Here is a 12478-nt window from a genome sequence, read left to right as displayed (position 1 = left end):
TTTCACGACCGTCGCCCCTTGACGTTGTGGCAGGCCGCACGCCATCAGGCGGCCCCATGACCCAAGTGCCAGACCCCGACCTCCACGGCTTCAAGCGCCGCGGGGTGTTGTTCGTCCTGTCGTCGCCTTCGGGCGCGGGCAAATCGACGATCGCGCGCAAGCTGCTGGCCGCCGAAGCCGATCTGTCGATGTCGGTGTCCGCTACCACCCGTGCCCCGCGCCCCGGGGAGGTCGACGGCAAGGACTATCACTTCGTCGATCTGGAAGAATTCCGGCGCATGGCGACGGCGCACGAATTCCTCGAATGGGCGCATGTGTTCGGCAATCGCTATGGTACGCCGCGCGAGGCGGTCGATGCGATGCTGAGCGCGGGCAAGGACGTGCTGTTCGACATCGACTGGCAGGGCGCGCAGCAATTGTTCCAGATCGCCGGCGGCGACGTGGTGCGGGTGTTCATCCTGCCGCCGTCGATGGCCGAACTGCATCAGCGGCTGATCGCGCGGAACACCGATTCGGCGCAAGTGATCGATGGCCGCATGGCGCGCGCCGCCGCCGAGGTCAGCCACTGGGACGGCTATGACTATGTCCTCGTCAACGACGATGTCGACGCCTGCTTCCGCAAGGTGCAGACGATCCTCGCTGCCGAGCGGTTGCGCCGGTCGCGGCAAACCGGGCTGATCGGGTTCATCCGCAAGCTGATGAACCCGGCACCGTAGGGCCGATCGACCCTTCGCACGTCGTCACCCCGGACTTGTTCCGGGGGCCACCTGGCCCCAGACGCTGTCGATACAGCCTCAAGGCGCACCGACTGCCGAGCCGTGGACCCTGGAACACGTCCGGGGTGACGAAAGGGGTGGCTGTTTCGGCCGAAAATGACGAAGATCGGCCGGCAATGCTGAAGGTCGATCGGCCCTAAGCCCCTCCCCGCGAAGGGGGAGGGGTACGACGGGTCAGGCGGTCGCGACCGTGATGTCGGCCGCATTGGGAGCGATCGGGCTGCCGATCGGCTTTTCCGAAAAGCGTTCGCCGGCCACGGTGCTGACGATGCCCGAGGGTTCGGGAATCGTGTTTTCGTCGGCGATCGCTGCGGCGAAGGACGCCGATGAGTCGCTGCCGCCCGCCTGATGCGCTTTCGGTTCGGGTGCGGGCAGCAGCTTCGGCGCAGCCTTGCGCGGGGTCGATCCGCGCAGCGACAGCAACATGCCGGCGACCGCGCCGACCGCGCCGAGGATCGCGAGCGTCGTCAGCGGACGCATCTGCGCTTCGAGCGCGAGGCTCTGCTTGCGGACATGGATGTCCTGGTTCGACCGTTCGCGGCCGTCCTTGCGTGGCTGGTAGAGGTTGTCCTTCGCACCCGGTTCGGCCGGAGTATCGATCGTCTGCGCCGCTTCGCCGAAAAAGGCTTCCATGAAGCGGTCGGCGCTGCGCGGCAGCAGGTTGCTCATCTTGGTCATCACCATGCCGGTGCCGCCGACGGTCAGATCGCGCTTGGGATTGGCGACCGCAAAACAGATCGCCTTGGCGACCAGTTCGGGATCATAGACCACCGGCGGCACGCGCGCGGGCTTGTCCATGCGGTTGCGGGCATGTTCGGGGTACGGGGTGTTGATCGCCGCCGGCTTGATGAGCGTGACCGACACCGGCTTGCCGTCTGCTTCCAGCTCCATGCGGAGCGCTTCGGTAAAGCCCTGCACCGCATGTTTCATCGCGCTGTACGCGCCCTGCAACGGGACCGAGCGGTCCGACAGGATCGAACCGACATTGACGATCGCGCCGCCGCCGCGCGCGGTCAGTTCGCGCGCGGCATAGAGCGAGCCGGCGACCGTTGCGAAATAGCCGACGTCGAACGCCCGGCGCTGTTCGTCGAGACCGGTGTCGAGCAGCGGCGCGTAGAGTGCGACAGCGGCGTCATTGACCCATGCGTCGAAGCCGCCGAACGCCTCGCGCGCCTTTTCGCCGATTCGCTCGGACGCGTCGGCGGCGGTCACGTCGATCGCGAGATGGGTGGCGCGGCCGCCCTTGTTGCGGATCGATTCGACCGCTTCGGCCAATGCGTCCTCGTTGCGGGCGACGAGCACGACGCGCGCGCCTTCGCGCGCGGCACGGCGGGCGGTGGCGAGGCCAATGCCCGACGAGGCTCCGGTGATGACAATTGTCTGTTGTGACAAGGGCTTGAGGCTGACGGCCATGATAACGCTCCCGACGGGGTTTGCACCGGCGCTGAACGCGCAGGAGACCAGTCGGGGTCCGAAGGTCAGCCGTCGAGGATCGCCATCCGTTCGGGTAGCGTCGCCATCACCTGCCGCCGGGCGGCGGGATCGATGCTGGTCCAGCAGGCGATCTCGTCGCGGGTGCGGCCACAGCCGAAGCACCAGCCGGTGGCGCTATCGATCGAACAGACCAGCGTGCAGGGGCTTTCGATCGCGACGGGGGCCACCGCCTCGAACGGATCGTCGGCGTCCATCGCCTCAGCCGGTCAGCCGCACCGAAAGGAATGCCGGGACCGGGCCGTTCCAGCCGCCATCCTCGATCGCGTCCTGCTGGACATAGCGGGCCGGGCGCTCGTCGCGCACCGGTTCACGCCGTTGGGGTTCCTCGCGCCGGGGGGCTTCCTCGCGGCGTTGCGGTTCCTCGCGACGGCGGCGGGGCTGGGGCGCGGCTTCCTCGGGCGCGGCGGCGGCACGGGGACGGCGCGCGCGGCGGGGAGCCTCCTCCTCGGCCTTCGCAGCGGCTTCTGGGACGTCGTCGGCGGGAGCGGAGGTGCCCATGTCGAGGATGGGAATCGTCTGGCCGGTCAGTTTCTGGATATTGGCGATGTTCTCGGCATCGTCCTCGGTAATCAGCGTCCACGCGGTGCCGGTGGCGCCGCCGCGACCAGTGCGGCCGATGCGGTGGACGTAATCGTCGGGGTGCCACGGCGCGTCGAAGTTGACGACATGGCTGACCCCCTTCACGTCCAGCCCGCGTGCCGCCACGTCGGAGGCGACGAGGATGCTCACGTCGCCGCGCTTGAAGCGTTCCAGTTCGGCGATGCGCGCGGCCTGTTCCATGTCGCCATGGATTTCGGCCGAGCTGAAGCCGGCGCGTTGCAGGCTCTTGTTCAGTTCGCGCACCGTCGTCTTGCGGTTGCAGAACACGATGGCGTTGCGAAGATCGGCGCTGCCGAGCAGCTTGCGCAGCACGTCGCGCTTTTTCGCCGCGCTTACCGGCACCAGATGCTGGGTGATGTTGGTGTTGGTCGTCGCCGGCCGGGCGACCTCGATCGTCTTGGGATTGTCGAGGAACTTGTCGGCCAGCTTCTTGATCGGCGGCGGCATGGTGGCCGAAAACAGCAAGGTCTGCCGCTGCTTGGGCAGCTTGGTGCAGATTTCCTCGATGTCGGGGATGAACCCCATGTCGAGCATCCGGTCGGCCTCGTCGATCACCAGCATCGAACAGCCGTTGAGCAGGATCTTGCCGCGGGTGAACAGGTCCATCAGCCGGCCCGGCGTCGCGATCAGCACGTCGACGCCCTTTTCGAGCGCCGCCAACTGGTCGCCCATCGACACGCCGCCGATGAGGAGCGCCATCGAGAGCTTGTGGTTCGCGCCATATTTTTCGAAATTCTCGGCGACCTGTGCCGCCAGTTCGCGCGTCGGTTCGAGGATCAGCGAGCGCGGCATGCGGGCGCGGCTGCGGCCGTGCGCGAGGATGTCGATCATCGGCAGCACGAACGACGCGGTCTTGCCGGTGCCGGTCTGCGCGACGGCGACCAGATCGCGCATCATCAGCACCGAGGGGATTGCCGCCGCCTGAATCGGGGTGGGCTCGCTATAGCCCGAATCGGTGACGGAACGCAGCAGTTCGTCGGACAGGCCGAGATCGGCGAAGGTCATGCAGGTTCCAGCTTATGGAAGGGCGACGAAACAGCGTCGCCAAATGGGGTTGCCGCTGCAGGAAATCCGGCGAAAAGTCAAGGAGGCAGCGCCTAGCGCGCCGGGACCAGCGTGCGGAACTGGGCGATGCGGCACTGTCCGCCCGAACGCGAGCGCAACACATCGCGCGCGGCGCACATTTGCCCGTCGCCGCTGGGCTTGAAATACAGGCCCGCATAGAAATCGAGCGCGGCGCAATCATCGGCGAGGCGGGCGCGCAACCGCTTGCCCCCGGCGAGCAGCAGGTCGACGCTGTCGGGGCGGCTGACGGTGACGGCAGCAAGGTCCTGCACGGGCACGCAGCGGTCGGCGCGCTTTTCGACCCACTGGATCGGCGGCAACGGACGCGGCGTGCTGAACGATGCCGGCGCGATCGGCGCGCGGGGCACGCGGATGATGACGCGCTGGATCCGCATTTCGGTCCGCACCGTCGTCACCCCGCCGGGCGGCAGCGGATTGTCGACCAGCCGCCGCTGCGCCGACCCCGGCAGCGCCAGCATCAGCAGCGCCATGACAGCGACAGGGAACGGCAGGGTACTCACGCGACAAACATTCACCCCGACGTTTTAACCTGCGATGAACTGGCGGCAAGGGGGCGGGGGTGATAGCGCGTGCCGATGCGTACCGATGCCGTCGCCGCGATGGTCGCCGATGCCCGCGAATTGCTGGGCGAGCGGGCCGTCTCCACCGATCCCGGGCGGATCGCGCCGTGGTTGACCGACTGGCGCGGCCGGTTCCACGGGGCCAGCGCCGCGCTGTTCGAGCCGACAGATACCGCCGGGGTCGCCGGAATCGTGACGCTGGCGGCACGGCACGGGGTCGCGCTCGTGCCGCAGGGGGGCAATACGTCGATGGTCGGCGGGGCGACGCCGCCGACCGACGGATCGGCGGTGATCGTGTCGCTCCGCCGGATGAACCGGATTCGCGCGGTCGGCGAGGGGCAGGCAGTGGCGGAGAGCGGCGTGATCCTCCAGCATTTGCACGACGCGGCCGCGCAGGCTGGACAGCGGTTTCCGCTGACGCTGGGCGCGCGGGGGAGCGCCACGATCGGCGGGCTCGTGTCGACCAACGCCGGGGGCACGCAGGTGCTGCGCTGGGGCACGATGCGGCGGCTGGTGCTGGGCGTCGAGGCGGTGTTGCCCGACGGATCGGTCCACGACGGGCTGGCGGCATTGCCCAAGGACAATCGCGGCTATGACCTGACGCAGTTGCTGGTGGGGGCGGAAGGGACGCTGGGCATCGTCACCGCCGCGACGCTGCGGCTGGTGCCGGCGATCGGCGCGCGGGCGGTGGCGTGGGCCGGAATCGCCGATCCGCAGGCGGGGCTGACGCTGCTGCGCCGAATGCAGGCGGCGACCGACTCGATCGAGAGCTTCGAGATCATTCCGGCTGATTCGCTGGCGCTGGCGGTGGCGCATCTGCCCGGTGCCCGCCCGCCGCTCGCCGGGCGGCACCCGTGGCATCTGCTGATCGAGGCGGTGGCGGGCACCGGCGAGGCGTCGCCCGATGCGCTGCTCGTCCGCCTGCTCGGCGAGGCGCTGGTCGACGGGGTGGTCGGCGATGCGGTGCTTGCCACGTCGGACGCGCAGGCCGAAGCGTTCTGGCGGCTGCGCGATTCGCTGTCGGCGGCGGAGAAGGCGGCGGGGCCGGCGGTGCAGCATGACATTTCGGTGCCGGTGGCGGCGATGCCGCGCTTCATGGTGGAGACGGCCGCCGCCGCCGAGGCGCGCTTTGCCGGGACCCATGCCACCGCCTTCGGCCATCTGGGAGACGGCAATGTGCATTTCCATGTCCGCGCACCCGCCGGGGCCGATCCCGCGCACTGGTATGCGCAGGATGCGCCGGTCGTCACCCGCTTCGTTCATGACGCGGTGGTCGCGGCCGGCGGATCGATCTCGGCGGAACATGGCATCGGCCAGATGAAGCTTGGCGAACTGGCGCGCACCGCGCCGCCCGCGCGGCTGGCGGCGCTGCGCGCGGTGAAGGCCGGGCTGGACCCGCGCGGATTGTTCAATCCGGGGAAGCTCGTACCGCTTGCGCCCGCGCCACCCAGCAAATAGACGAAAATCCCAAGTTCGCCGGGGGGCGGACGTCCGGCGGGTACTGCCGGACAGGGTATGATTACTTGGAGATCCTGAAATGGCCAGCGCGCCGCAGAACCAGTCGCTTCCGCTTTTCTACAACCAGCTCGAACCGCTTTCGAGCCAGACGCATGCCGACTGGAAGGTCCGCAGCACCGATCGCGCGCCGTTCCTGGTCGGCCAGCATGCCGTGCCGGTGACGGTCGAGGAATTCCCGCTGGTACAGCGGCGGATGCCGATCGTGTTCTCGGTCGGTGACGATCCCGTGCCGCTGGCGCTGATGGGCCTGAACGAAGGCGTCAACACCTTCCTCGACGACGAAGGCCGGCTGATCGATCCCGAGACCTATGTCCCGGCCTATATCCGCCGCTATCCCTATCTGCTCGCGCGGCTGCGCCCCGAATCGGAAGAGCTGTCGCTGTGCTTCGACCCGACGTCGGACGTGATCGGCCAGTTCGACGAGGGCGATGCGCTGTTCGACGGCGACAAGCCCAGCGAAGTGACCCAGCAGATCCTCGCCTTCAACGAGCAGTTCGAGCAGGCCGGCCAGAAGACCGGCATGTTCATGAAGGAACTGAAGGAACTGGGCCTGTTGATGGACGGCGAAGTGTCGATCCAGCAGGACGGCAACGACCAGCCGTTCGTCTATCGCGGCTTCCAGATGGTATCGGAAGAAAAGCTGATGGAACTGCGCGGCGACCAGCTTCGCAAGATGCAGCAGTCGGGCATGCTGCCGCTGGTGTTCGCGCACCTGTTCTCGCTGTCGCTGATGCGTGACGTGTTCGCGCGGCAGATGCGGCAGGGCAAGGTACAGGCGCAGCCGGTCGGCGTGCCGACCTTCTGATGGTGCGGGCCGTCCCGGGCGCACGCTATTCGCGGGTTGCGATCGCCTTTCACTGGGTGATCGCCTTCCTCGTCGTCGTGAACCTGTGGATCGGCCTGATCGGCGGGTCGATGGGGCTGCACAAGTCGATCGGCCTGACCGTGCTGGTGCTGACGATCGGGCGGATCGGCTGGCGAATCGCCAATCCGCCCCCGCCGTTGCCCGTCTCCACGTCCGCGTGGGAACGGGCGGCGGCGCATCTGACGCATGCCATCTTCTATCTGTTCCTGATTGTCCTGCCGATGAGCGGCTGGGCGATGGCGTCGGGCACGACCCGGCGGCCGCTCGAATGGTTCGGGCTGTTCGCCGTGCCCTATCTGCCGATTTCACCCGCCGCGGCAGGGGCGGGGCATGAGGTCCATGAGATCGTCGGCATCACCATGGCCGTGCTGGTCGCGCTGCATGTCGGCGCGGCGTTGCGGCATCATTTCGTGCTGCGCGACGCGGTATTGGCGAGGATGCTGCCGGGCGTGCGATGAGTCGTTACAAACGGATACAATTTCGCTCTTGAAGCCTGCCGACGCCTTTCCTAGATTGTTGATACACGGTTCGATGTTCCCCCCTTTCGTCGGGCCGTGCGGCGCGTTTCACGCGCCTCCTCCCTGAACCTTGGCCACTCCGTGCTTCATGCACGGGGTGGTTTTTTTATGTGCTTATTCCGCAGCGCGGCGGAGCGGATCGGCAAGCGTCGCCAGCGTGTCGAGCACGGCGCGAACCGTCTTCGCGGTGCGGGCCAGCCCCTCGCCCGGCTGATCGAGCGCCGCATCGAGATACAGCGTCCGGTCGAGTTCGAGCTGGAGCGCATAGACGCCGCCGCGCGGATCGGCATGGGCGTCGAGAATGTGGCCGCCGGCATAGGGCCGGTCGATGGCGACCGGGCACCCGTGGCCCCGCACAACCCCGGCGATTCGCGCGGTGACATGGCCGGGGCAGCTTCGCCCGAACCGGTCGCCGAGCACCACCTGCGCCGGATCGGGGCCGGGGAGCGGCGGCATCGAATGGAGATCGAGCAGGATCGCCGTACCGAACGCCGCGCGGGCGGCGGCGAGCGCCTGCCCGAGTGCTGCATGATAGGGCGCATGGGTTTCGACGATCCGCGCCCGCACTTCCGCGTCGGTCAGCTTGCGCCGCCACATATTGTCGGCACCACCCGCACGGCGCGGGATCAGGCCGATGCCGCTCTTCACCTTGTCTGACCGGGCGAGGGCAGCCGGGCGGGCGCCTTCGTCGATCCACGGATCGCGATCGGCGTCGGGCGAGCGGTTGAGGTCGATCCATGCCCGGGCATGGCTGGCGACGAGCATCGTTTCGTCCCCCCGCGCGGCATGGGCGACGGCATCGACGTGGCGGTCCTCCAGCGGGACCAGCGCGGCCATCGGCACGCTGACGAGATCGGCGAGCGCTTGAGGATAATATCGCCCGGCGTGCGGCACCGATACGACCACCGGCGACCGTGGCGGACCCATGCCGAAGCGATGGAACGGGGGCGGGGCGGTGTCCATTTTTGCCACAGACCATGTCGTCCCCGGTGTGTCGAGGCGGGACGTCTGGAATTTCTTAACCGCTCCCGGCATATGCGGAGCCATGACGGCCAAGGGGTGCCCATGTTCAAAATTCTGCTGGCCGAGGACGATCAGGTGATGCGCGAGTATCTGGCGCGCGCGCTGGAACGTGCCGGCTATCATGTCAGTGCGGTCGATCGCGGTACGGCGGCGGTGCCGCTGCTGGAGCGCGAGCCGTTCGACCTGCTGCTGACCGACATCGTCATGCCCGAGATGGACGGCATCGAACTGGCGCAGCGCGCGGGCGAGATCGCGCCCGACCTGCGTGTCATGTTCATCACCGGTTTCGCCGCCGTCACGCTGAAGGCTGGCAAGACGGTGCCGCAGGCGCGCATCCTGTCCAAGCCGTTCCACCTGCGCGAGCTGGTGGCCGAGGTCGACCGGATGTTCGAGGGAGAAAAATTGCCTACGGGCAATTAGGCTCTTGTCAGCCCGAAACGACGCCGCTAACAGCGCCACTCCGGTTTCGCTCTCCCCTTACGGGGAACAGCGCCGGGCGCGTAGCTCAGTGGTAGAGCACTGTGTTGACATCGCAGGGGTCGCAAGTTCAATCCTTGCCGCGCCCACCATCTAAGAGCCGTCGGTCCCACCGGACCGGCGGCTTTTTGCTGTTTGCAGCATGGCATCACAGACCCTAAGCGAACCCGGCCGGGTCGGCCGGTCACACACGGGACACGCGCATGAAGATCGTCGTTTTCGGGCTGGGCTATGTCGGCATGTCGAATGCGGTGTTGCTGGCGCAGCATCACCATGTCGTCGCGGTCGACATTTCGGCGGAGCGGGTCGCGCTGGTCGAGGCACGCCAGTCGCCGATCATCGACAAGGAACTCGACGAATTCCTGCGCGACCGTCCGCTCGACCTGACTGCCACGCTGGACGGACAGGCGGCGCTCGCCGGCGCGGACTATGTGATCGTCGCGACGCCGACCAATTATGACGAACAGACCAACAAGTTCAACACGACCTCGGTCGAGGACGTCATCGCGTTGGCGAGCCGGACCGCTCCGCGAGCCACGATCGTCGTCAAGTCGACCGTGCCGGTCGGCTTCGTCGACGATGTGCGCGCGCGGCTGAACGCGCCCCAAGTGATCTTCAGCCCCGAATTCCTGCGCGAAGGGCGCGCGCTGCACGACAATCTCCACCCGTCGCGGATCATCGTCGGCGAACGCTCGCAGCGCGCGAAAATCTTCGCCGACCTGCTGGTCGAGGGGGCGGAAAAGACCGACATCCCGGTGCTGTTCACCGATTCGCGCGAGGCTGAGGCGATCAAGCTGTTCGCCAACACCTATCTCGCGATGCGCGTCGCTTTCTTCAACGAACTCGACAGCTATGCGATCGCCGGCGGGCTCGACACGCGGCAGATCATCGAGGGGGTCGGCCTCGATCCGCGGGTCGGCATGCACTACAACAACCCGAGCTTCGGCTATGGCGGTTATTGCCTGCCCAAGGACACCAAGCAGCTCCTCGCCAATTATTCCGAGGTGCCGCAGAACCTGATCCGCGCGATCGTCGACGCCAACCGGACGCGCAAGGACTTCCTCGCCGACCAAATCCTCGCTCGCAAGCCGACCAGGGTCGGCATCTTCCGCCTGACCATGAAGGCGGGATCGGACAATTTCCGCCAGTCGTCGATCCAGGGGATCATGAAGCGGATCAAGGCCAAGGGGATCGAGGTCGTCGTCTACGAACCGACGCTGGCCGACGACCAGTTCTTCGGATCGCGCGTCGTGCGCGATCTGGCGGGGTTCAAGGGCGAGTGCGACGTCATCATCGCCAATCGCAACGACCCCGAGCTGGCCGATGTCGCCGCCAAGGTCTTTACCCGCGACGTGTTCGGCGCGGACTGAGCGCGGCCATCCCCTCGGCCAGTGCCCGCGCGATGGTGGCGTGGCCGAAATGGGTTTCGATCAGCGCGCTGCGGTCGTGGGGTCGTTCTCCGCTGCGGGCCGCATGGATCGCGGCCACCAGCGCGGCGGCGAAGCCTGACGGGTCGTCGGCGAGGATCAGGTGATCGACGACGGCGGGCGGCAGGCCGCGCGCGCCCTTGGCGGTCGTGACGACCGGGCGACCGCTGGCCAGCATGTCGATCGTCTTGATGTTGACGCCGCTGCCGTGGTGGATCGGGTTCATCAACACATGCGCCCGCCCGACCAGCGGCGCGACCGCCGCCGGATCGGGCAGCGTTTCGATTCCCGCATCGCCCAGTTGGCCCAGCAGCGCGGACGGCGGCGAGCGGCCGGCGATCACTACCCGTACATCGGGCAGCGCGTCGCGGACGAGCGGGTGGACATGGCCCAGATACCACGCCAGCCCCGCCTGATTATTGGGGCTCGACAGGCTGCCGACGAAGAACAGGTCGATGCTGCGCGAGCCATCGGCACTATGGCTGGCGATCATCGGGTCGGGCTGCGGCGGCAGCCAGCGATTGTGCGCGATGCCCCGGCCACGCCACCAGTCGCGGTCGTCGGCCGAAATCTCGAACACCTGCGCGGCATCGCGTTGCAGCGCGGTTTCGAACCGGCGCATCCCCAGCACATTGGCGGCGATGCGCCAGCGGGTCCGGCCGCGTGCCAGCCGCGCCTGTTCGGCAAGATAGCGGTGCTCGATATTGTGTGAGCGGTAGAGCAGCGGCACGCCCAGCGCCCGCGCCAGCCAGCGGCCGAGCGCCCCGGCGTGGATGCCGTCGACCCAGACACAGTCGGGTGCCGGCACCCGCGCCCGCAACCGGTCGAGCAGCGCGTGGCGATCCCCTGCGGTCGGCCAGCGCCCGGCGACTTGCGAGGGGAAGCGGGCAAGGTTGGCGACCCGCCGCCAGCCCCGGTCGATCGGCAGCACGTCCAGCGAGGCGGTAAGCCGCGCCGCCGCCGTCACGTCCGCGTCGCGCAACACCGGATCGAGCCGGCCGCCGGTCCATGCGATGGCGTGGACCTCATGCCCCAAAGCGTGGAGCGTCGCGAGCCGGCGCGAAATGTCCGATCGCATGCCGTTGTTCGCGGGGAACGGAAATTCCTGAAACAGCGCGACGATCCGCATCAGCGCGGCACCCGCACCCGGCCGGTCAGCGCCCGCACGGCACCGATCGCCCGCCCGGTCCGGCCGCGCAGCAGCGCGCGACCGGCTTCGCTCAGGATGCAGGCGGCGACCCATGGCAGCCGCCGGGGCGCGAACCGGCGCGCGCAGGCGAGGCGGCTGCGATAGAGGAAGCCGACCGACCGCGCCGACAGCCCCTGCGGCGTCGATCCGGCGGATGCGCCGACCTTGTGATACACGATACTGTCGTCGGCGATGGCGACGCGGTAGCGCGGATGGCCGCGGAGCGCCCAGTCGGCTTCTTCATAATAGAGGAAGTAGCGCTCTTCCATCAGCCCGACATCGCGCAGGAAAGTGGCGGTGACGAGCATCGACGCGCCGATCGGGTAGCAGCGTTCGTGTGGCCGCACCGGATCGACCAGCATCGCCGCCGCCGGGTCCGACGCGGCGACACCGATGCCGAGATGCCGCCCCTTGAAGCTGCGCAGGTCGAGCACGCCAGCATAGCCCTGTAGCCGGCCGGGGCGGTGATATTCGGCCAGCACCGACCCGACGAGGCCGATCGCGGGATCGCTGTCGGCGAGGCGGACCAGCGCGCCCAGCGCGTTTGCGGCCACGACGGTGTCGTTGTTGAGCAGCCACGCATGGGTGCAGCCGCGCGCGAGTGCCCAGCGCAGGCCGACATTGTTGCCGCCGGCGAAGCCGAGGTTGCCGCCGGTGCGGATCAGCAGCAGCTCGGCATCGCCGCCCTCGCCCCGCTCGGCCGCCGCCCGGTCGAGAATCACGACTCCGCTTGGGCGACGCCCGCTGAGCGGCACCGGGCTGTCGGGCACGTCGGGGGCGGGGGTTTCGCCGCGTGCCCATGCGGCGATGCGCTCGACCGATCCGTCGTGCGAGCCGTTGTCGCACACCAGAATGCGCGCGGGATGATCGAGCGCGAGGCAGGCGCGGATGCAGGCGATGCTGTCGCGCCAGCCGTTCCAGTTGACGAGGATGACCGGGACCATC

13 protein-coding genes and 1 tRNA gene are annotated in these 12478 nt (G+C 68.1%); 7 read left to right on the top strand and 7 right to left on the bottom strand.

What is annotated here, in order from left to right:
* Positions 1 to 56 precede the first annotated feature (56 nt).
* On the top strand, positions 57 to 716 hold the full coding sequence (gene gmk / locus LRA89_RS14730) for a guanylate kinase (protein WP_056492173.1): 660 nt from the start codon (positions 57 to 59) through the stop codon (positions 714 to 716).
* Positions 717 to 950: 234 nt separating this feature from the next.
* On the opposite strand, the gene LRA89_RS14725 is transcribed toward gmk, so the two are convergent.
* The 4 genes from LRA89_RS14725 to LRA89_RS14710 all read right to left on the bottom strand — a co-directional run bounded on the left by LRA89_RS14725 (position 951) and on the right by LRA89_RS14710 (position 4456).
* Positions 951 to 2189: an SDR family oxidoreductase gene (locus LRA89_RS14725; protein WP_230771320.1), complete on the bottom strand. Its 1239-nt coding sequence runs from the start codon at positions 2187 to 2189 to the stop codon at positions 951 to 953.
* Between the two features lie 65 nt (positions 2190 to 2254).
* Positions 2255 to 2464: a DUF1289 domain-containing protein gene (locus LRA89_RS14720; RefSeq protein WP_055757017.1), complete on the bottom strand. Its 210-nt coding sequence runs from the start codon at positions 2462 to 2464 to the stop codon at positions 2255 to 2257.
* 4 nt (positions 2465 to 2468) lie between these two features.
* Positions 2469 to 3875, bottom strand: coding sequence for a DEAD/DEAH box helicase (locus LRA89_RS14715; RefSeq protein ID WP_055757015.1), 1407 nt, complete (start codon positions 3873 to 3875; stop codon positions 2469 to 2471).
* Positions 3876 to 3967: 92 nt separating this feature from the next.
* Positions 3968 to 4456: a hypothetical protein gene (locus tag LRA89_RS14710; protein WP_230771318.1), complete on the bottom strand. Its 489-nt coding sequence runs from the start codon at positions 4454 to 4456 to the stop codon at positions 3968 to 3970.
* 75 nt (positions 4457 to 4531) lie between these two features.
* On the opposite strand from LRA89_RS14710, the gene LRA89_RS14705 reads away from it, so the two are divergent.
* From LRA89_RS14705 to LRA89_RS14695, 3 genes are all read left to right on the top strand, one after another.
* Positions 4532 to 5974 (top strand): FAD-binding oxidoreductase, encoded by a 1443-nt coding sequence (locus LRA89_RS14705; protein ID WP_230771316.1) that lies wholly within the window; start codon positions 4532 to 4534, stop codon positions 5972 to 5974.
* Positions 5975 to 6053: 79 nt separating this feature from the next.
* Positions 6054 to 6839 (top strand): SapC family protein, encoded by a 786-nt coding sequence (locus tag LRA89_RS14700; protein ID WP_055757012.1) that lies wholly within the window; start codon positions 6054 to 6056, stop codon positions 6837 to 6839.
* Positions 6839 to 7357 (top strand): cytochrome b, encoded by a 519-nt coding sequence (locus LRA89_RS14695; RefSeq protein WP_230771314.1) that lies wholly within the window; start codon positions 6839 to 6841, stop codon positions 7355 to 7357. Before LRA89_RS14700 ends, LRA89_RS14695 begins: the two co-directional genes overlap by 1 nt.
* A 174-nt stretch (positions 7358 to 7531) precedes the next feature.
* Here the strand turns inward: LRA89_RS14695 and LRA89_RS14690 are convergent, their stop codons facing one another.
* The gene (locus tag LRA89_RS14690; protein WP_230771311.1) at positions 7532 to 8344 is read right to left on the bottom strand and encodes an N-formylglutamate amidohydrolase; all 813 of its coding nucleotides are present in this window, start codon (positions 8342 to 8344) and stop codon (positions 7532 to 7534) included.
* 138 nt (positions 8345 to 8482) lie between these two features.
* Between LRA89_RS14690 and cpdR the strand changes: the two genes are divergently transcribed.
* From cpdR to LRA89_RS14675, 3 genes are all read left to right on the top strand, one after another.
* On the top strand, positions 8483 to 8860 hold the full coding sequence (cpdR, locus tag LRA89_RS14685) for a cell cycle two-component system response regulator CpdR (protein WP_230771309.1): 378 nt from the start codon (positions 8483 to 8485) through the stop codon (positions 8858 to 8860).
* 74 nt (positions 8861 to 8934) lie between these two features.
* A tRNA-Val gene (locus LRA89_RS14680) sits at positions 8935 to 9009 on the top strand.
* 111 nt (positions 9010 to 9120) lie between these two features.
* The gene (locus LRA89_RS14675) at positions 9121 to 10287 is read left to right on the top strand and encodes a nucleotide sugar dehydrogenase (RefSeq protein ID WP_230771307.1); all 1167 of its coding nucleotides are present in this window, start codon (positions 9121 to 9123) and stop codon (positions 10285 to 10287) included.
* Here LRA89_RS14675 and LRA89_RS14670 read toward each other — a convergent pair.
* Positions 10259 to 11473, bottom strand: a complete 1215-nt coding sequence (locus LRA89_RS14670; RefSeq protein WP_230771305.1) for a glycosyltransferase — start codon at positions 11471 to 11473, stop codon at positions 10259 to 10261. The two genes, LRA89_RS14675 and LRA89_RS14670, sit on opposite strands and share 29 nt — an antisense overlap.
* Positions 11473 to 12477 (bottom strand): glycosyltransferase family 2 protein, encoded by a 1005-nt coding sequence (locus LRA89_RS14665; RefSeq protein WP_230771303.1) that lies wholly within the window; start codon positions 12475 to 12477, stop codon positions 11473 to 11475. The genes LRA89_RS14670 and LRA89_RS14665 overlap by 1 nt, the downstream gene beginning before the upstream one ends.
* Position 12478 lies beyond the last annotated feature (1 nt).

The organism is Sphingomonas sp. Leaf4, from assembly GCF_920939515.1.
Classification (GTDB): Bacteria; Pseudomonadota; Alphaproteobacteria; order Sphingomonadales; family Sphingomonadaceae; genus Sphingomonas.
Note: the sequence above shows the minus strand (reverse complement) of the source record. Positions and strands in the feature narration are given on the sequence as shown.